Here is a 19,052-nt window from a genome sequence, read left to right on the forward strand (position 1 = left end):
GCCGCGCACGCGCCGTGCGCGACGCCGCGGCGGGGCTCGCCGACGGACCGGACGAGGGCCTCGCGGCCGCCGCGGCGGGCCTGGAGCGCCGCGTCCGGCGCTCCCGCCTCCTGCGCTGGTCGCTGCGCGGGCTCGGGCCGGTCGACCCGGGTCCGCAGACGCCGGCGGTGCTCGCCGGGGACGTGCACGACCGGCTCCTCGCCCGCCTGGAGCGGGCGGCGCGCACCCTCGCGGACGCCACGACCGGGGCGCCCGGGCCCGTTGCGGTCGCGGAGGAGCGGGCCGCGCTCGCGCACGTGCCGGCTCTCGTCACCGGGCTCGACCTGGGGGCGGCCCGGCTCGTCGTCGCGTCCCTCGACCCCGACCTGGCCGTCGCGGGCCACCCGCGGGAGGCGGAGGTGACGCGTGCCTGAGCTGCTCCTGCCGCTCGCCCTCACCGCGGGCCTGCTCGGCCTGGCCGGGCTCGCCGCGGCCGTCGACACCGTGCTGGTGGAGGGGCCGCGCGCGTGGCGGGCGCCGTGGCAGGAGACCGCCCGGCTGCTGCGGCAGCGCCGCCGCACGCTCGCCGCGGCCGACACCCTGCTGTGGCGTCTCGGCGGGGCCGGGCTGCTGCTCGCCGCGCTGCTCATGGCCGCTGTCGTCCCCGTCGGCGGCCGCCCGCTCGCCGACGTCCCGGTCGGCGTCGTGTGGTTCAACGCCATGGACGTCGTGGTGTGGGCCGCGGTGTGGTGCCTCGGGTGGGGCGCGAACGCCGTGCACGGCCTGGTCGGCGGCTACCGCTTCCTCGCGCAGGCCCTCGCCTACGAGCTGCCGCTCATGTTCGCCCTCACCGCGCCCGTGGTGGCCGCGGCCAGCCTGCGGACGTCCGACGTCGCCGCCGCGCAGGACGGTCGCTGGTTCGTCGTCGAGATGCCCGTCGCCTTCGCCGTCTTCTGCGTCGGTGTTGCCGGCTTCTCCGTGCACGGTCCGCTCGCCCACGCCGCCGGACCCGACGCGCACGGCGGCGTCCTCGCCGAGCTGTCCGGGGTCGACCGCTGGCTCGTGCAGGCCGGCCGCTACGCACTCCTCGTCGCCGGGGCCGGCTTCGGCGCCGCCCTGTTCCTCGGCGGCGGCCACGGCCCGTGGCTGCCCGGGTGGGCCTGGTCGCTGCTCACCACGCTCGCCGTCCTCGCCCTGCTCCTGCTCGCCCGTCGCGCCCTGCCCGTGCTGCGTCCCGACCGGTTCGTCGAGGCCGGCTGGCTCGTCCTGCTGCCCCTCACCCTCGTCCAGCTGCTCGTCGTCGCCGTCGTCGCGGTCCTCCGCGGCGGCCCGGCGTGAGCCCGTCCCCGACCCCGAGGAGGTCCCGTGCCCGAGGCCCTGCACCCGCTGGAGGTGGCCGCCTTCTGGGCGCTCGCCGCGCTCGCCGTCGCCGCGGGCGTCGTCGTCTTCCGCTGGGACTCCATGGCCCGCGTGACGTACGCGCTCGCGACGTCGTTCGTGGCGGTCGGGCTCATGCTCGTCGTCGTCGACCTGCACTACGTCGGCGTCGTCGTGGTCCTCATGATGGTGATGGAGATGGCCGTCATGGCCGTCTTCATGATCATGTTCATGGGCATGAACCCGGCCCTCATGCCGATGGACATGACGCACCGGAAGCGGCCCGCCGCCGTCGCCGCGGTCGCGACGTTCGTCGTCCTGGCCGGTGGCGCGCTCCTCGTGCCGTGGGAGCAGGTGGCCGCCCGCGGCCCCGGTGCGGGCAGCGCCCGGGAGCTCGGTGAGGCCGTCATGGGCGACAAGATGCTCGTGATGATGACGGTGAGCCCCCTGCTGTTCGCCACGCTCGTCGCCGCCGTCGTCCTCGCCTCGCACCGGACGCGCTACGACCGTCTCGGCGACGACCTGCGCCGCCGGCCCGCGGCGGACCCGCAGCCGGGTGGGGTGGGCCGGTGAGCCTCGAGGCCGTCCTCGTCGTCGCGGCTGCCCTCCTGAGCGTGGGGCTGTACGGTGCGCTCACCCAGCAGGTCGTCGTCATGGTGATGATGGGCCTGGAGCTCATGCTCAACGGGGTCGTCCTCGCCGCGGCGGCGTTCTGGTGGTTCCTCGCGCCCGACCCGTCGGGGCAGGTCCTGCTGCTCGTCGTCATCGCCGCGATGACGGTCGAGATGGCGATGGGCTTCGCCGTCGCGACCGCGCTGCACCGCGCCTCGGGCGCCGACATGGTCGACATGGCGACGGAGCTGTCGGGGTGAGCGCGCTCGGTCCCGCGCTGCTGTGGGCGCTCGTGCTCGCGCCCGCCGCGGTGGGCGGCGGACTCGCCGTCGGGGGTCGGCGGGCCGACCGGGTCGCTGCACCCGTCTCCGCCGGGACGGCGCTGGTCGTCCTCGGGTGCGCGTGCGCTGTCGCCGTCGAGCGGCCGCAGGTCGGCGCGCCGTTCGTCGTCGCCGACCTCGCCCTCGCCGTCGACGGCCTCGGCGCGCTCGTCGTGCCCGCCGTCGCGCTCGTCACGCTCCTCGTCGTCGGGTGGACCGTCGCCGGGGGCCGGGACGAGGAACGGGTCGCCGCCGCCCCCGGCCGCGTCCACGGGTTCCTGCTCCTCTTCTCCGCCGCCGTGCTCCTCACCGCGACCGCGACGACGCTGCCCGCGCTCCTGCTCGGCTGGGAGGTGATGGGCGCGATGTCGTACGCGCTCATCGGCGCCCCGTGGCGCGAGCACGAGCCCGTCGACGCGGGCCTCACCGCGTTCCTCACCACCCGGGCCGCCGACCTCGGGCTGTACGCCGCGGTCGCGGCCGCGGTCGCCGGTGGCGCGGGCCTCGCGCTCGCCGACCTGCCCGCGGCGGGCGGTCCGTGGCTGCACGTGGCCGCCGCGGGGGTCCTCGTCGCGGCGCTCGGCAAGGCCGCCCAGCTGCCGTTCTCGTTCTGGCTGTCGCGGGCCATGGAGGGCCCGAGCCCCGTCAGCGCGCTCCTGCACTCCGCCGCGATGGTCGCCATGGGGGCCTACCTGCTCCTGCGCACCGCCGACCTGCTCGCAGTGAGCGGCTGGGCGGCACCAGCGGCCGCGTGGGTGGGCGCGCTGACCGCGCTCGTCCTGGGTGTCGTCGCGGTGCTCCAGAGCGACCTCAAGCAGGCGCTCGCCGCCTCGACCGCCTCGCAGCTCGGGTTCGTCGTGCTCGCGGCGGGCTCGGTCGGCGCCGCGGGGGCGGGCGCCGTCACGGGCGGCGCCGTCCACCTCGTCGCGCACGCCTCGACAAAGGCCGCGCTGTTCCTCGCCGCGGGGGTGTGGCTGCAGGTCCTCGGCACCCGGGCGCTCGCGTCGCTCCGCGGTGCCGCACGGCGCACGCCCGCGGTCGGCGCGGCCGCGGTCGTCGCCGCGCTCGCGCTCGCGGGCGTCGCGCCGCTCAGCCTGTGGGCGACGAAGGACGTCGTCCTCGCGGCCGCGGGCGAGGTGTCGCCGTGGCTGGAGGTCGTCGGCCTCGCCGCGGCCGTCGCGGCCGCCGCCTACGCGGGACGCATCGCCGTCACGGTCCTCGTCCGCGAGCCGTCGGGGGCGGGGGAGCGGCGCGGCACCGGCCGGGTGCGCGTGCCGGCCGGCCAGTCGGTCGCCGTCGGCGTGCTCGCGGCCGGGTCCGTCGTGCTCGGGGTCCTGGCCGTTACCGCCGTCCTCGAGCCGCTGTCGCGGGCCGTCGCCGGGGCGGCGCCACCGGAGCCCGCGACCGTGCAGCTCGTGCTCACGGCCGGGCTCGCCGTCCTCGTCGTGGCGGTGCTCGTCCCCCTCGTGCGCCGCGACGCGGTGCCCTCGCCCGCGTGGGCCACGTCGTGGCTCGGGCTCGGCGACCTCGCGCACCGCGGTGTGGTCCGGCCCGTGCTCGCCCTGGCCCAGGGGTGCGCCCGGGTCGACGACCGTGTCCTCGACCGGGGCGTCACCGCCCTCGCGCTCGCGGTGACCGGCGGGGCCGGCCGGGCCGCCCGCGCCGACGACCGCGTCGTCGACGGTGCCGTGGAGGCGGCGGCGACCGGTGCCACCGGTGCCGCGGGCTGGTCGTCCGGCGTCGACCTCGGGGTCGTCGACCGGGCGGTCGAGCGTGTCGGTGAGGACGCCCGGCGGCTCGGCCGGGCGGCGCTGCGGCCGCAGGGCGGACGGGTCGACTCCTACTACGTCCAGCTCGTCGTCGCGCTCGCCGTCCTCCTCGCCCTGTCCGTCCTCGCCCTGGTGGTGGTGTGAGGTGCTGAGCCTCGTCGTGTTCCTGCCGGTCCTCGCCGGTGCCGTCCTCGCGCTCGCGCGGGGCCTGCCCGACCGGGCCGCGCGCTGGGCCTGGGTCGCGGTGAGCGCCGTCGAGACCCTCCTCGTCCTCGGGCTGTGGGTCGCCTACGACGACCCGGGCCGCGGCGCGCTGGCGTTCGAGGAGCAGGTCCGGTGGATCCCGTCGCTCGGCAGCAGCTACCACGTGGGCCTGGACGGGCTGAGCCTCCCGCTCGTGCTGCTCACGTGCGTGGTGTTCCTCGCGTGCGCCGTCCACGCCCTCGCCGAGCAGCAGCGCCCGCGAGCGCAGGCGGCGCTCTTCCTGTTCCTTCAGACCACGTGCCTCGGCGTCTTCGCCGCGGCCGACCTCCTCGTCTTCTTCGTGTTCTTCGACCTGTCGATCGTCGGGATGTACTTCGTCGTCGCCGGCTGGGGCCACCACGACGCCGCCCGGTCGGCGCTGAAGTTCTTCCTCTACACCTTCCTCGGCAGCCTCGCGCTGCTGCTCGGCTTCATCGGCCTGCACCTCGGCTCCGGCGGCGACGGGCGGGCGCGGACCTTCGACATGCTGGCCCTGGCGGCCGACCCGCCGTTCACCGACCGGCCCGTCGCGGGCGTCCTCGTCGCGGTCGCCGTCCTCGTCGGGCTCGCCGTCAAGGTGCCGACGGTCCCGTTCCACACCTGGCTGCCGCCCGCGCACACCGACGCCCCGGCCGTCGGCTCCGCCGTGCTCGCGGGGGTCCTGCTCAAGCTCGGCACGTACGGCCTCGTCCGCATCAGCCTGCCGATGCTGCCGCAGGCGTGGCAGGCGATCGCGTGGGTGGTCGTCGTGGTCGGTGTCGTGTCGGTGCTGTGGGGTGCGCTCGTCGCTCTCGCCCAGACCGACGTCAAGCGGATGGTCGCGTACACGTCGGTCAACCACATGGGCTACGTCGTGCTCGGCCTGGGCGTGGCCGGCGTGGCGGTCGGCGACGCTGGGCTGCGGGAGGCGCGGGAGCTCGCGGTCGCCGGCGCCGTCACACAGATGGTGAGCCACGGCCTCGTCACCGCGGCGCTGTTCCTCCTGCTCGACCTGCTGTGGCAGCGGCGCGAGGAGTACTCCCTCGACGCGTGGGGCGGCCTGGTCCGCGTCGCGCCCGTCTTCTCGGGGCTGCTCGCGGTCGGCGCGTTCGCCTCGCTCGGGCTGCCGGGTCTCAGCGGGTTCGTCGCCGAGCTGCAGGTGTTCGCGGGCAGCATCCCGCTCGCCCCCGTCACCGCGGTCGCCCTCCTCGGCATCCTCCTCACCGCGGCGCTGTACCTGCGCGCGCTGCAGCGCCTCGTCGTGGGTCCGGTCCGGGGCCGCTCGAGCGGCATGGTCGACCTCGACCGGCACGCGGCCGTCGCCGTCGCGGGGCTGCTCGCGCTGTCGCTGCTCGTGGGGCTGCTGCCGTGGGTGCTGCTCGACGTCGTCGCGCCCGCGGCCTCGGACGTCGTCACGGCGCTCACGGCCGGCTGAGCCGTGGGTGGCAGCGACGGCATGGCCGGCATGCACGCGGCGAGCACCCTGCTCGTGCTGCCCGAGCTCGCCGTGCTCGTCGGCGCGGTGGTGACGCTGCTGCTCGGCTCGTTCCTGCCCCGGCAGCGGCAGTGGGTCTCGCGTCTGCTCGCCGTCACCGCGCTGCTCGCCGCCACCGTGCTCGCGCTCGTGGGCGCCACCCGGGACGCGACGACCGCCTTCGACGGCACCTTCGCCGTCGACACCGCGACCGCGGTCGTCCGGGTGGTGGTGTGCGCGGGGACCCTGCTCGTCGTCGGCCTCGGGGTCGACGAGCTGGGCGGCAGCCCCCGCGAGTCCGACACGTACGCGCTGCTGCTGCTCGGCACCCTCGGCGCGCTCGTCGTCGCCTCGGCCGACGACCTGCTCGTGCTCGCCGTCGGGTTCCTGCTCTCGAGCATCCCGCTGTACGCCCTGGTGGGCCTGCCCGGCACCGCGCGCTCCGCGGAGGCGGCGCTCAAGACCTACCTGCTCGGTGCCCTGCTCGGCATCGTCATGCTGCTCGGCGTCACCGTGCTCTTCGCCGTCACCGGGGGCACGACGTACGCGGAGCTGGCCGCCGCGCTGCCCGGGGCCCCGCCCGGCGCCGTCGGCTTCGGCCTCGTCGCCGTGCTCGCCGGGCTCATGTTCAAGGCCGGCGGCGTGCCGGGGCACTTCTGGGTGCCCGACGCGGCGCAGGGTGCGTCGGTCACCGTGGCCGCGTACCTCACGACGGTGCCGAAGGTGGGCGCCCTGCTCGCCACCTACCGGCTCGTGGAGGCGGCGAGCGACGGGGGCGCGGCCGCGGGCACGTCCCGGCTCGTGCTCGTGACGGTCGGGGTGCTCGCGGTGGCGTCGATGACGCTGGGCAACCTCGCCGCCTTCACCCAGACCGACCCCCGCCGCCTGCTCGGCTGGTCGACCGTCAGCCAGGTCGGCTACGTCCTGCTGCCCGTCGCGGTCGTCGACGGCACGCTCGCCCTGCCGAGCCTGCTGCTCTACCTCGCCGGCTACACCGTCACCAACCTCGCGGCCTTCGCGGTCGTCGCCGCCCACCCCGGCCGCGGGGCGCTGGAGGAGTGGCGCGGCCTCGCCCGCGCGCACCCGTGGACCGCGGGCGCGCTCGTCGTCGCGCTGCTCGGTCTCGTCGGGACCCCGCCGACGGCGGTCTTCGCCGGCAAGCTCGCGACCTTCGCCGCCGCGTGGGACGGCGGGGCGGCGTGGCTGGCCGTCGTCGCCGCCGTCAACACCGTCGCCTCGCTCTTCTACTACCTGCGCTGGGTCGCGCCCGTGTTCCGCGCGGGGCCGCTCCGCACCGACGCGGGCGTCGCCGAGCCGCGGCCGTGGGCGGGGGCGGCGGCCCTGGCGGGTGCCGTCGGCGTCCTCGCCGTCGGCCTCCTCGCGGGCGTCGTCGTCGGGGCCGGGAGCGCCGGCGTCGTCCGGTGAGCGCCGCCGGGCCGACCCGGCGTTAGCCTTGACGGTCGTGGCGGAATTCATCTACACGATGTACAAGGCCCGCAAGGCCCACGGCGACAAGGTCATCCTCGACGACGTCACGATGTCGTTCTACCCCGGCGCCAAGATCGGCGTCGTGGGCCCGAACGGCGCCGGCAAGTCGACGATCCTCAAGATCATGGCGGGGCTCGACCAGCCGTCGAACGGCGAGGCCCGGCTGTCGCCCGGCTACAGCGTGGGCATCCTCCTGCAGGAGCCGCCGCTCAACGAGGAGAAGACCGTCCTCGGCAACGTCGAGGAGGGCCTCGGCGAGATCAAGCAGAAGCTCGACCGCTTCAACGAGATCAGCGCGGCCATGGGCGAGCCGGACGCCGACTTCGACGCGCTCATGGCGGAGATGGGCGAGCTCCAGGAGGCGCTGGACCACGCCGACGCGTGGGACCTCGACAGCCAGCTCGAGCAGGCGATGGACGCGCTGCAGTGCCCGCCGCCGGACGCCGACGTGTCCGTGCTGTCCGGCGGTGAGCGCCGCCGGGTCGCGCTGTGCAAGCTGCTGCTGAGCAAGCCCGACCTGCTCCTGCTCGACGAGCCGACCAACCACCTCGACGCCGAGAGCGTGAACTGGCTCGAGCAGCACCTGGCCTCCTACGCCGGGGCCGTGCTCGCCGTCACGCACGACCGGTACTTCCTCGACAACGTCGCGCAGTGGATCGCCGAGGTCGACCGAGGCCGGCTGTACCCCTACGAGGGCAACTACTCGACCTACCTGGAGAAGAAGCAGGAGCGCCTGCAGGTCCAGGGCAAGAAGGACGCCAAGCTCGCCAAGCGCCTGAAGGACGAGCTCGAGTGGGTCCGGATGAACGCCAAGGGCCGCCAGACCAAGTCCAAGTCGCGCCTGGCCCGCTACGAGGAGATGGCGACGGAGGCCGAGCGCACCCGCAAGCTCGACTTCGAGGAGATCCAGATCCCGCCCGGCCCGCGCCTGGGCAGCACCGTCATCGAGGTGCAGGACCTGCACAAGGGCTTCGACGAGCGCGGGGAGCTCATCTCCGGGCTGTCTTTCACGCTGCCCCGCAACGGCATCGTCGGCGTCATCGGGCCCAACGGCGTCGGCAAGACCACGCTGTTCAAGACCATCGTGGGCCTGGAGGAGCCGGACGCCGGCACCGTCAAGGTCGGCGAGACGGTCAAGATCAGCTACGTCGACCAGACCCGCGGCGGCATCGACCCGAAGAAGTCGCTGTGGGAGGTCGTGTCCGACGGGCTCGACTACATCCAGGTCGGCAACGTCGAGATGCCGTCGCGGGCGTACGTGTCGGCGTTCGGCTTCAAGGGCCCGGACCAGCAGAAGGCCGCCGGGGTCCTGTCCGGCGGGGAGCGCAACCGCCTCAACCTGGCCCTCACCCTCAAGGAGGGCGGCAACCTGCTGCTGCTCGACGAGCCGACGAACGACCTCGACGTCGAGACGCTCGGCAGCCTGGAGAACGCGCTGCTCGACTTCCCCGGCTGCGCGGTCGTGATCAGCCACGACCGCTGGTTCCTCGACCGGGTGTGCACGCACATCCTCGCCTACGAGGGCGACGAGAAGGAGCCGGCGAAGTGGTTCTGGTTCGAGGGCAACTTCGCCAGCTACGAGGCCAACAAGATCGAGCGGATGGGCCCGGACGCCGCCCGGCCGCACCGCGTCACCCACCGCAAGCTCACGCGCGACTGACGCGGACCCGCCCCCTCGCGGGTGCGGCCCCCGGGGCGGGTCGCCCCCGCCCCGGGGCGCGCGTGACGCCACCATGGGGCGGTGACGTTCCTGACGCGCATGCGCGAGTCCTTCTGGGTGCTGCCGGCCGCCCTCTGCCTCCTCGCCGCGGCGGCTGCCCAGGGCCTCATCGAGGTCGACCGGTCGCTCGTGGGCACGTCGACCGAGCCACTGGTCGGGGTCGACGTGCTCTACCGCGTGGGCGCCGACGGCAGCCGGACGCTGCTGTCGGCCATAGCCGGCTCCGTGCTCGGGGTCGCGTCCACGACCTTCTCCATCACGATCGCGGTCATGGCCCTGACCTCGTCGTCGTTCGGGCCCCGCCTCGTGCGCAACTTCATGGCCGACCGGGGCAACCAGGTGGTGCTCGGCACCTACCTCGCCACCTTCCTGTACTCCCTGCTCGTCCTGCGGGCGATCCGCACCCTCGACGGCACCGCCGCCGAGGAGCCCTTCGTGCCGCACCTCGCGGTAAACGGAGCCGTCGTGCTCGCGGTCGCCAGCATCGGCCTGCTCGTGTGGTTCATCCACCACATCAGCGACTCGATCCAGGTGTGGACGCTCGCCCGGCGGGTCCGGGAGGACCTGCGGCACGCGGTCGACGACCTGTACCCCGCCCGCAGCGGCGCCGGGCCGGCCCCGCGGGCGGCGGAGGGTCCCGAAGGACCGGTCTCGCTCAAGGTGCGTGCGGCGGGGACCGGCTACGTCGTCGGCGTCGACGTCGACGACCTCGTCGCGACGGCGGCGGAGCTCGACCTCGTGATGGTGCTCCGCGTCCGCCCCGGTGACTTCGTCGCGGAGGAGGGGGTCGTCGCCGACGTCCACGGCGACGTGCCGGACGCCGCCGCGCTCGCCGCGCGCATCCGCCGCCAGCTGTCGCTGTCCGCGGTGCGCAGCCCCGCGCAGGACGTCGGCTTCTCGGTGCAGCTGCTCCTCGACATGCTCGCGCGGGCGCTGTCGCCGGGGACCAACGACCCCTACACCGCGCGCACGGCGCTCGACGACCTCAGCGACGGGCTCGCGGCCCTCGCGCGGCGCGACCACCCGGAGGAGCGGCGGGTCGACGAGGACGGCGTGCTGCGGGTCGTCGCGCCGTCCGTCGGTCTCATCGAGCTCGTCGACACGGTCGTCGACACGGTGCGCGCGTACGGCCTCGACCACCCGGACGTCGTCGTCCGGGCCGTCCGGCTGCTCGGGCAGGTGGCCGAGGACGCCCGCCCCGAGCAGGTGACGGCCCTCGTCGACCAGCTCGACACGCTCCTCGCGCACCACGCGACGACCGACCCGTTCCCGCGCGACCGGGAGCGCGTGCTCGCGGCCGCCGACGCGGTCCGTCCGGTGCTGCCCGCCCCGCCCGCCCTCTGACGCCGGTGGGTGCCCTCAGGCGACGCCGCGGGGGCGCAGCTGCACGCTGATGCGGGGCCCCACGGCCCGCGTCGTCTTGGGCACGCAGTGGTCCCACGTGCGCTGGCACGACCCGCCCATGACGAGCAGGTCGCCGTGCCCGAGCTGGAAGCGGTGGGTCGCACCGCCACCGGCCGGGCGCAGCGCGAGGGTTCGAGGCGCGCCGAGGGACAGGATCGCGACCATCACGTCGTGGTGCCGGCTCCGGCCGATGCGGTCGCCGTGCCAGGCGACGCTGTCGCGGCCGTCGCGGTACCAGCACAGGCCCGCGGTGGCGAAGCGGTCCGGGGCCGCGAGGCCGTAGTGGGTGTCGAGGGCGTCCCGGGCGGCGACGAGCGCCGGGTGGGGCCACGCCTGGTGCTCGCCGAACCACGACAGCAGACGGGGCACCGCGACGACCCGGTCATACATCTGCCGCTCGTCGGCCCGCCAGGTCACGCCGGAGACGAGTGAGTCGAAGACCCCGGCCGAGCCCTGCAGCCACCCGGGCCGCACGTCGAGCCACGCGCCGTGGGCCAGAGGCACCCGCTCGACGGTGGCACCGAGCGGGCCGAGGGCCCAATGGGTCCCGACGCCGGCCTCCTGTTCGCCCGCCGCGTCGAACACGCTGTCGAAGAGCGAGGCCTGCAGGACCGGTGCCATGCCACGACACCGTACACGTGTTCGACCCGCCCGGCCAGGATGACCTCGCGCATCTCGGGCCCGTCCAGTGCTCAGGCGGGTCCCGCGGCTGCCGATACCCCTGTCACCGACCCGACCGGAGGACCGCTCCCATGCCGCTGTTCGCCCAGCGCCGCACCACGACCGCTCCGACGCACCCCGTCCCCCGCGACGTGGAGGCGCTCGAGGCCGTCCTGCGCGCCTTCGACGACGGCGTCCGCGACGAGCAGGAGGCCCGCGTCAAGATGACGGACCTGCTCGTGGACTGCCTCGGCCTCGACTACGGGGCGCGGTGGGTCCGCCGCTCCGACGGTCGGTTCGAGCTCCGCTACGAGACCGGCGCGCTCGCCGGAACCCTGCCCGCCTCCACCGACGCCGTCCGGGTGGAGGACGTCCCGGACGCCCTCATCGCGCGCGCGGTGCTCGGCCGCCGCGCCGTCGTCGAACGGCTGGAGCCGGGCGAGTCCGTGCCCGCGTCCCACGGCTGCCTGCGCTGGCGCGCGGCCAGCCAGGGCCCCGCCCGCTCGGCCGCCGCCGTCCCGATCTTCGACCCCGGGGGCGCCGTCTCCGCGGTCATGGAGTTCTACGGCCCGCAGTGCATGCCCCGGTTCGACGACGAGAAGTGGGCCGCGATCGCCCGCATCGCGAGCCTGGCCAAGCGGCAGGCCCTCGCCTCCCGCCAGCTCGAGGAGACGCTCAACGACCGCAAGGCCGTCACCACGGTGGTCGGTGACGTGTCCGACGCGGTGGACGAGACCTCCGCGCTGCGCGTCGCCCTCGACACCGTCCGCCGGACCTTCGGCTGGGCGTACGGCTCGTTCTGGGCGCTCGACGAGGCCGCGGGCGTGCTGCGCTTCGCGCAGGAGTCGGGCTCCGCGGGCGAGGAGTTCCGCCAGGTCACGATGGGCGCGAGCTTCGCCGAGGGCGTCGGCCTGTCCGGGCGGGCGTGGCGGGCGCGCGACCTCGTCTTCGTGCAGGACCTCGCCGAGCTCACCGACTGCGTGCGGGCGCCCGCCGCCGGCCGGGCCGGTGTCCGCTCGGGTGTGTGCTTCCCGATCACGGACGGCGACCGCGTCATCGGCACCATGGACTTCTTCGTCACCGAGACCATCGAGCTGTCGGAGTCCCGTGCGGCCGCGCTGCGCAACGTGCAGCAGCTGGTCTCGCAGCGGGTCGGCGTGCTGCGCCGCGCCGCCGCGGACGCCGAGAACTCCCGGCGGCTGCTCGACACCGTCGAGCGCCTGCAGCGGGCCGCGAGCGACGCGGGCCAGGTCGCGGGGGAGGCGGTGGCCCGCTCGGCGGCCATGCGCGAGGACGTCGCCGCCCTCGCGGCCGCCTCCGCGGAGATCGACGAGGTCATCAAGATCATCGGCCGGATCGCCGACCAGACCAACCTCCTCGCCCTCAACGCCACCATCGAGGCGGCACGCGTCGGGGAGGCGGGCAAGGGGTTCGCCGTCGTCGCGGGCGAGGTCAAGGACCTCGCCCGGGAGACAGCCGTGGCGACGCAGAAGGTGTCCGACCACGTGGGGGCGCTGCAGCGCAGCAGCCGCAGCGTCGAGGCGGGCATCCACGCGACCAGCGGCACGGTGGAGCAGATGGGCACGGTCCAGGCCCGCATCACCGAGGTGCTGGGGGACCAGGTCGCGATGGCCTCGGCGCTGCGCGAGCACCCCTGACCGCGCGCCGCGGGGCAATCGGGACGGGGGGCGACCGGGCCACGGGGTCGACGGGCCACCGGGACACCGGGCCACCGGGCTACTGCAGGTCCGGGCTACTGCAGGTCCGGGCTACTGCAGGTCCGGCACGCCCTGCGGCGGGCTCAGGCAGCCGTGCGCGGACCCGACCCACTCCAGCGCCTCCAGGTCGCCGTCGGCGAAGCCGTCGGGGGTACCGGCGTGCAGCCGCGGGTGCATGAGCTGCGTGGGGTCCTCGGCGTGACCGACCCCGACCGCGTGGGCGAGCTCGTGGAGCAGCGTGTTGCGCCGTGACGTGCCGGGGCCGGCGGCCGGCTTGCCCTCGGCCAGCAGCTGCGGGGCGTCCAGCACCACGTAGCCGCGGAGGATGACGTGGCCGAGCTCGGTGGCGCCGGGCTCCCACGTCACGTCGTCGCTCACCCGGCTCGTGAGCATGCCGCGTGCGCCGGCCCGCCCGGCGGTGCCGCCGGACAGGTCGACGTCGGCCTGGTCCGGGCGGACCCACGCCACGAGCAGGTCCGCCGACTGGTCGAACGGGTCGCGGGGCCGGGTGAGCGGCACCTCGCCGCTCACCCCCCGGTACACCAGACGCAGCCCCGTCCGCTGTGCCACCTCGGCGACGGCGTCCTGCGTCTCGGCGAGCACCTGGGCCCGCAGGCGCGTGGGCACCCCGGTCAGCGTCACCCGGTACGTGACCGTGCTGCAGGGGTCCCACCGCAGCCACGTCGTGCGGCCGTCGGGCAGCGTGCCCTCGTACAGCGCCCACCTCGGGCTGCCGGCCGGATGCTCAGGGGCGGCGGCCGCCGCCGGCGCGAGCGTCGTCGCCTCGTCGACGCGGGGCCCGGCGCCGCCCACGTGCGGGGCGAGGAGCGCGAGGAGGACGAGCGCCCCGGCGACGAGGTGCCGGCGGGCGTGGCGCGGGCGCCCCGGCGGGACGGGTACGCCCGCGTCGCGCCCGGCGCCCTCACCGTCCATGCCCCCAGTGTCGGCGACGGCGGCTGCGGGCCGCAGGCGGGGTCGGCCGCGACACCCGGTCAGCCCCGCGGCACCCGCACCATGCCCTCCTGGGCGACGGTCGCGACGAGCCGTCCTCGGCGGTCGTGCATGTGCCCCTGCACGAGCCCGCGCGCGTTGGAGGCGGACGGGCTGCGGTGGGTGTAGAGGAGCCAGTCGTCGGCGCGGCCGGTCCGGTGGAACCACATCGCGTGGTCGAGGCTCGCGATCTTCAGCCCCGGCGTCGACCAGGCGACCCCGTGACGGCGCAGCACCGCCTCCAGCAGCGAGTAGTCGCTCGCGAAGGCCATGACGGCCGCGTGCAGCAGCGGCTCGTCGGGCAGCGCGGCGGTCGTGCGCAGCCAGACCGCGCTGTCGCTGCGGCGCGCGGTCGCAGGCCGGAGGAAGATCGGCTCGTCGACGTTGCGGATGTCCATGGGCCGCTCGAACGACCAGTACTCCGCGACGGGGTGCTCGACGCCCGCGAGCACGTCGGCGGTGGTCGGCAGCGACTCCGGCTGCGGGGCGTCCGGCACCGGCTCGCCGTGCTCGAGGCCCTCGTCGGCGGTCTGGAACGAGGCGATCATCGACAGGATCGGGCGGCCGTGCTGCAGCGCGTGCGTGCGCCGGGCGCTGAAGGACCGCCCGTCGCGCAGCCGCTCGACCGAGAAGTCGATCGGCACGCTCGGGTCGCCCGGTCGCAGGAAGTACGCGTGGAGGCTGTGGGGGAGGCGGTCGGCGTCGACCGTCCGCCCGGCCGCCATGAGGGACTGCCCGAGCACCTGCCCGCCGAAGACGCGGCCTGAGGGGTGGTGCACGTTCTGCCCGGTGAAGCGGTCCGGGTCCTCCGTCGCCTCCAGCCGGAGGTCGGAGACGAGCTGGTCCCGCAGGGCTTCCGGTGTGGGGCGCGTGCTCACGCCCGGAACCTACCGGCTGCCCCGCGGGACCCTGCTGCTCACGCCCGGGCGGGCCCGGCGTCCCCGGTCCCCTCGCCGGCGTCCGGCTCGGGGTCGTCGCGGTGGCGGTACATCTCGGGGTCGTCGTGGTCGGTCCGCTCCGCGCCCTCGTCCGGGGAGGGCGCGGCGCCCGTGCTCGGCTCGCTCATGCGCGGGGGTCGTCCGTCACGTGCATGGCGGCCTCCTCGGCGCTCGCGGCGCCGGCGTCCACGCCGACGTCATCGGCCACGAGGTCCTTCTCGGTGTCCTCGCGCACGCCCTCGTCCGGCTCGACGAGCCGGCCGGCGCGCAGGTCCCCGACCTCGGACTCGTCGTCCTCCGTCATGGCGAGGTCCTCCGACGCGACGTCCTCGCCGAGCGCGTCGGACAGCGGCTGGTCCGTGGGCAGGACCTCCTCGCCGGGACGGTCGCCGAACACCTCGGGCTCCTCCGCGGCGACGCGGTCGTCGATCGTGCTGCCCTCGTGCTGCTCGGCGGCCGTCGTGCCGTGCTGGTTCGCCGCGACGGGCCGGTCGTTCGGCACGTAGCTGCGGTCCATGTTGTCGTCGTCGCCGTCCTCGCCGAAGGCGAGGTCCTGGTCGAAGTCGACCTCGTCGAGGTCCTGGGAGGCCGTGGCCTCCGCGTCGATCCGGTCGACGCCCTCCTGCTCGCTCACGCGTCGCCCTCCCTCGGGTTCATGCTGTCGGGGTCGGAGTCGGGGTCCTCGGTCTGCGAGCCCGCCGCCTCGTCCCCGTCGCGCGGGTTCAGCATCTCGGGGTCCGCGTCCGGGTCGCTGTCCGGGTCGTAGCCCGCCCCGGTCTCGTCGCCGGGTGTCCGCAGGTCGTCCGGCTCGCCGGTGGTACCCGTCGGGTACTCCGTGTTCTCGCTCATGCCCCTGCGGTACCCGGACGCGCCTCCGGCCATGCCTGCCCGGCCGGGGCCCGGGAGGCGGGCGGACGCGGGGCGGACGGCGGGGCGGACCGGGCTGCGACAATCCCGCCGTGCCCGCCGTCACCGTGCCCGTCGCCGTGCGCTGGTCCGACATGGACGCCTACGGCCACGTGAACAACACCGACTTCCTCCGCTACACCGAGCAGGCGCGCGTCGAGGCGCTCGCGGTCGTCAAGGCGGGCGCCGACACGGGGACCCTCGTCGTGCGGCACGAGATCGAGTACCGGGTGCCGCTGGAGTACACGGCCGCGGGCGTGCTCGTCGACATCTGGGTGACGCGCCTCGGCGGTGCGGGCTTCGACCTCGGCTACGAGGTCGCGACGACGCACACCGGCGAGCGCGTGGTGCACGCCGTGTCGGCCTCGACGATGGTCATGTACTCGTTCTCCCGCGGCGCGCCCCGGCGCATCGACGAGGCGGAGCGGGCGGTGCTGGGGTCGATGGCGGGACCGCCGGTCGTGTTCCGGCGCGGCGGGCGCTGACGGCGGCGACGGGTCGTGCGACGACGGTCGCCCGCCCGGGCGCTCAGGCGGGCGGCACCCGCACGACGAGGACCGCGGTGTCGTCGCTCTGCCGTGTGCTGAAGGCCAGCACCGCCTCCTCCACGGTGCGTGCGGTCTCCGCCGCCGTCCCGTCGCAGCCGGCGAGCACGTCGACGAGGCGCTCCTCGCCGAACTGCTCGGCCCCGCGCCGGGCCTCGGTGACGCCGTCGGTGTAGAGCAGGACCCGGTCGCCCGGGTGCAGGAGCGTGCCGTCGTCGGTGAGCGACGGGTCGTCGAAGGCGCCGAGCACCGTCCCGGGCGTGCCGAGGGGCTCGACCCGGCCGTCGGCGCGCCGGCACAGCGCCGGAGGGTGCCCGCCGAGCGCGATCCGCAGGCGGCAGGCGCCGCTGCCGAGCTCCAGGCCGAGGTACGCCGCCGTCACGAACCGCTCGGAGTCCGGGTGCTGGCGCCGCATCGCCTCGTTGAGCAGCCGCAGCACCGCCGACGGCGAGCGCCGGGTGACGGCCCCGGCGCGGATCGTGTAGCGGGCGAGCGCCGTGACGGTCGCGGCCTCGACCCCCTTGCCGCACACGTCCCCCACGGTCAGCGCCCACTCGTGCTCGCCGGTCTGGAACACGTCGTAGAAGTCGCCGACGACGTCGACGACCTCCGAGCCCGGCAGGTAGCGCGCCGCGATCTCGGCGCCGGGCACGTCCGGCAGGTGCGGGGGAAGCAGGCTGTCCTGCAGCGTGCGCGCGAGGCGCCGGAACCGCTCCCCCGCCTCGATCGCCTCCTGCGCGGCGACCCGCTCCCGCGTGACGTCGCGGAAGTACCAGGCCCAGCCGAGCCGGGTCCCGTCGTCGTCGACCAGCGGGGTGCCCCAGCGGTCCAGGACGCGCCCGTCGCGCAGCAGCAGCTCGTCGCGCGCCGCCCCGCCGTCACCCGCGTACAGCTCGTGGACGCGGTCCAGGAACGCCTGCGGGTCCACGAGCCGGGTCATCGCGCTGCGCAGGGCGGCCTCGTCGTCTCGCGAGGCGACGACGTCCGCGGGGATCGGCCACATGTCGACGAACTGCTGGTTCATCGCGAGCATGCGCCCGTCGTCGCCGACCACGACGACCCCGTCGAGGCCGGACTCGACCGCCGCCCGCAGGATGGCGGTCTCGCGGCCTGGCGGGACCGCAGGGTCCGTCGACAGCACCGCACCTCCGCCGCCGCGGCCGGTCGGGGTGCCGGCCGGGGCGCGCACACGCTAGTGCGCGGGCGCCGCCCCGGCCAGCGGCCCGACGGGGTCGCCGGTCAGGGCGTGCGCAGCCAGACGGTCGTGTCGGACGGCACGGTGCCGTCGGCGTCGAGCGGACCGCTCGCGAGCAGCACCCGGCTCCCCGCGGGCAGCGGCAGCGGCTCGTCGAACGCGACGAGCACCGTGACGTCGCCGTTGCGCAGGCCGAGGGAGGTGGGACCGCAGTGCTCCTCCAGCCAGTGCAGGGCGCCGCGGCCGAGCCCGTGCTCGCGCCGCAGCCGCAGCGCCGCGCGGTACGTCTCCAGCGTCGAGCCCTCGACGCCCTCCTGCCGGTCGCGGGCGAGGTCCGCCCACTCCGGCGGCTGCGGGAGCCACGACGCCGCGCCCGGCCCGAAGCCGTAGGAGGGGGCGTCGGCCTCCCACGGGATCGGGACGCGGCAGCCGTCGCGGCCCACCTGCTCGCCGCCGGTGCGCAGCCACGCCGGGTCCTGCCGGACCTCGTCGGGCAGCGTCGTGTGCTCGGGCAGGCCGAGCTCCTCGCCCTGCCACAGGTAGGCCGAGCCCGGCAGCGACAGCATGAGCAGCGTCGCCGCGCGGGCGCGGCGCAGGCCGAGCCCGCGGTCGGGCTGCTCGTCGCGCGGGCCGATGCCACCCAGACCCCGGGTCGCGGGCGGGTAGCCGAGGCGGGACGCGTGCCGCACCACGTCGTGGTTGCTCAGCACCCACGTCGTGGGTGCGCCGACCGCCTCGGAGCCGGCGAGGGACGTGCTGATGACCTCCCGCTGGGCCTCGGGCAGCCACGCGGCCACGCAGTGGTCGAAGTTGAAGGCCTGGTGCAGCTCGTCGGGGCGGGTGTAGCGGGCGAGGCGCTCGTACGGGGTCACCCACGCCTCGGCGACGAGCATGCGGTCGCCGTCGTAGGAGTCGACGACCTCCCGCCAGCGCCGGTAGATGTCGTGCACGCCCTCCTGGTCCCACATCGGGGGGCGGCGCGTCTCGCTGATCTCCGCGGTGCCCTGCATCGGCCGGTCGTCCTCGGACCAGTCGGGCAGGCCGGGCTCCTTGACCATGCTGTGCGCGACGTCGATGCGGAAGCCGTCGACGCCGCGGTCGAGCCAGAACCGCAGGACGTCCTCGAACTCGGCGTGCACCTCGGGGTTTCCCCAGTCGAGGTCGGGCTGCGTGGCGTCGAACAGGTGCAGGTACCACTGCCCGGGGGACCCGTCGGCCTCGGTGACGCGCGTCCACGCCCGGCCGCCGAACACCGACACCCAGTTGTTGGGCGGGAGCTCGCCGGCCTCGCCCCGGCCGTCGCGGAACAGGTAGCGGGCCCGCTCGCGCGAGCCGGGCCCGGCGGCGAGGGCCGCGCGGAACCACTCGTGCTCCGAGCTCGTGTGGTTGGGGACGATGTCGACGACGACCCGCAGGCCGAGCTCGTGCGCGTCGGCGATCATGCGGTCGGCGTCGGCGAGCGTGCCGAACAGGGGCTCGACGTCGCGGTAGTCGGAGACGTCGTAGCCCGCGTCGTTCTGCGGCGAGGGGTAGAAGGGGGACAGCCAGACGGCGTCGACCCCGAGCTCGGCGAGCCTCGGCAGGCGCGCGGTGATGCCGGGAAGGTCGCCGATGCCGTCGCCGTCACCGTCCGCGAACGAGCGCGGGTAGACCTGGTAGATGACGGCGTCGCGCCACCACGGGGAGGACTGCAGGGACGAGGAGGTCACGTGTCACAAGGGTGGCACAGCGCCGC

The 19,052-nt window shown here is 75.5% G+C and carries 18 protein-coding genes and 1 pseudogene; 11 read left to right on the forward strand and 8 right to left on the reverse strand.

The window, feature by feature from the left end; genetic code table 11:
* The 9 genes and pseudogenes from WAA21_RS06890 to WAA21_RS06930 form a co-directional block, all read left to right on the forward strand.
* Positions 1 to 413, forward strand: a pseudogene (locus WAA21_RS06890) (hypothetical protein); the annotation flags it as partial.
* Positions 406 to 1,317, forward strand: coding sequence for an NADH-quinone oxidoreductase subunit H (locus WAA21_RS06895; RefSeq protein WP_336922038.1), 912 nt, complete (start codon positions 406 to 408; stop codon positions 1,315 to 1,317). The pseudogene WAA21_RS06890 and the gene WAA21_RS06895, both read left to right, overlap by 8 nt.
* A 27-nt stretch (positions 1,318 to 1,344) precedes the next feature.
* Positions 1,345 to 1,929, forward strand: a complete 585-nt coding sequence (locus WAA21_RS06900) for an NADH-quinone oxidoreductase subunit J (RefSeq protein WP_336922039.1) — start codon at positions 1,345 to 1,347, stop codon at positions 1,927 to 1,929.
* Positions 1,926 to 2,228 (forward strand): NADH-quinone oxidoreductase subunit NuoK, encoded by a 303-nt coding sequence (locus WAA21_RS06905; protein ID WP_336922040.1) that lies wholly within the window; start codon positions 1,926 to 1,928, stop codon positions 2,226 to 2,228. Before WAA21_RS06900 ends, WAA21_RS06905 begins: the two co-directional genes overlap by 4 nt.
* Positions 2,225 to 4,201: a proton-conducting transporter transmembrane domain-containing protein gene (locus tag WAA21_RS06910; protein WP_336922041.1), complete on the forward strand. Its 1,977-nt coding sequence runs from the start codon at positions 2,225 to 2,227 to the stop codon at positions 4,199 to 4,201. Before WAA21_RS06905 ends, WAA21_RS06910 begins: the two co-directional genes overlap by 4 nt.
* Before the next feature lies 1 nt (position 4,202).
* Positions 4,203 to 5,714, forward strand: coding sequence for a complex I subunit 4 family protein (locus WAA21_RS06915; protein WP_336922042.1), 1,512 nt, complete (start codon positions 4,203 to 4,205; stop codon positions 5,712 to 5,714).
* A gap of 3 nt (positions 5,715 to 5,717) precedes the next feature.
* Positions 5,718 to 7,178 (forward strand): NADH-quinone oxidoreductase subunit N, encoded by a 1,461-nt coding sequence (locus WAA21_RS06920; RefSeq protein WP_336922043.1) that lies wholly within the window; start codon positions 5,718 to 5,720, stop codon positions 7,176 to 7,178.
* A 37-nt stretch (positions 7,179 to 7,215) separates the two neighbouring features.
* A complete protein-coding gene (gene ettA / locus WAA21_RS06925; protein ID WP_336922044.1) occupies positions 7,216 to 8,901 on the forward strand; it encodes an energy-dependent translational throttle protein EttA in 1,686 nt (561 codons plus the stop codon).
* A gap of 81 nt (positions 8,902 to 8,982) precedes the next feature.
* Positions 8,983 to 10,305, forward strand: a complete 1,323-nt coding sequence (locus tag WAA21_RS06930; protein ID WP_336922045.1) for a DUF2254 domain-containing protein — start codon at positions 8,983 to 8,985, stop codon at positions 10,303 to 10,305.
* Positions 10,306 to 10,320: 15 nt separating this feature from the next.
* On the opposite strand, the gene WAA21_RS06935 is transcribed toward WAA21_RS06930, so the two are convergent.
* A complete protein-coding gene (locus WAA21_RS06935; protein WP_336922046.1) occupies positions 10,321 to 10,986 on the reverse strand; it encodes an alpha-ketoglutarate-dependent dioxygenase AlkB in 666 nt (221 codons plus the stop codon).
* A 131-nt stretch (positions 10,987 to 11,117) separates the two neighbouring features.
* Here WAA21_RS06935 and WAA21_RS06940 point away from each other — a divergent pair, with 131 nt between their 5' ends.
* Positions 11,118 to 12,683: a methyl-accepting chemotaxis protein gene (locus WAA21_RS06940; RefSeq protein ID WP_336922047.1), complete on the forward strand. Its 1,566-nt coding sequence runs from the start codon at positions 11,118 to 11,120 to the stop codon at positions 12,681 to 12,683.
* Positions 12,684 to 12,794: 111 nt separating this feature from the next.
* On the opposite strand, the gene WAA21_RS06945 is transcribed toward WAA21_RS06940, so the two are convergent.
* Genes WAA21_RS06945 through WAA21_RS06965 form a run of 5 tightly spaced genes read right to left on the reverse strand, consistent with a single transcriptional unit; the run spans position 12,795 to position 15,520 of the window.
* The gene (locus WAA21_RS06945) at positions 12,795 to 13,676 is read right to left on the reverse strand and encodes a hypothetical protein (RefSeq protein ID WP_336922048.1); all 882 of its coding nucleotides are present in this window, start codon (positions 13,674 to 13,676) and stop codon (positions 12,795 to 12,797) included.
* Between the two features lie 59 nt (positions 13,677 to 13,735).
* Positions 13,736 to 14,611 carry an acyl-CoA thioesterase gene (locus WAA21_RS06950; protein WP_442893244.1) on the reverse strand — a complete coding sequence of 292 codons (876 nt, stop codon included), beginning with the start codon at positions 14,609 to 14,611 and terminating at the stop codon, positions 13,736 to 13,738.
* 38 nt (positions 14,612 to 14,649) lie between these two features.
* Positions 14,650 to 14,799 (reverse strand): hypothetical protein, encoded by a 150-nt coding sequence (locus tag WAA21_RS06955; protein ID WP_336922049.1) that lies wholly within the window; start codon positions 14,797 to 14,799, stop codon positions 14,650 to 14,652.
* Positions 14,796 to 15,305 (reverse strand): DUF5709 domain-containing protein, encoded by a 510-nt coding sequence (locus WAA21_RS06960; protein WP_336922050.1) that lies wholly within the window; start codon positions 15,303 to 15,305, stop codon positions 14,796 to 14,798. Before WAA21_RS06960 ends, WAA21_RS06955 begins: the two co-directional genes overlap by 4 nt.
* The gene (locus WAA21_RS06965) at positions 15,302 to 15,520 is read right to left on the reverse strand and encodes a hypothetical protein (RefSeq protein ID WP_336922051.1); all 219 of its coding nucleotides are present in this window, start codon (positions 15,518 to 15,520) and stop codon (positions 15,302 to 15,304) included. Before WAA21_RS06965 ends, WAA21_RS06960 begins: the two co-directional genes overlap by 4 nt.
* A 110-nt stretch (positions 15,521 to 15,630) precedes the next feature.
* Here WAA21_RS06965 and WAA21_RS06970 point away from each other — a divergent pair, with 110 nt between their 5' ends.
* Entirely contained in the window at positions 15,631 to 16,062 is a 432-nt protein-coding gene (locus WAA21_RS06970) for an acyl-CoA thioesterase (RefSeq protein ID WP_336922052.1), read from the forward strand.
* Between the two features lie 43 nt (positions 16,063 to 16,105).
* Here WAA21_RS06970 and WAA21_RS06975 read toward each other — a convergent pair whose 3' ends face one another.
* Positions 16,106 to 17,263 carry a PP2C family protein-serine/threonine phosphatase gene (locus WAA21_RS06975; RefSeq protein WP_336922053.1) on the reverse strand — a complete coding sequence of 386 codons (1,158 nt, stop codon included), beginning with the start codon at positions 17,261 to 17,263 and terminating at the stop codon, positions 16,106 to 16,108.
* Between the two features lie 98 nt (positions 17,264 to 17,361).
* Positions 17,362 to 19,026 (reverse strand): glycoside hydrolase family 13 protein, encoded by a 1,665-nt coding sequence (locus WAA21_RS06980; protein ID WP_336922054.1) that lies wholly within the window; start codon positions 19,024 to 19,026, stop codon positions 17,362 to 17,364.
* Positions 19,027 to 19,052 lie beyond the last annotated feature (26 nt).

The organism is Aquipuribacter sp. SD81, from assembly GCF_037153975.1.
Taxonomy (GTDB): domain Bacteria; phylum Actinomycetota; class Actinomycetes; order Actinomycetales; family JBBAYJ01; genus Aquipuribacter.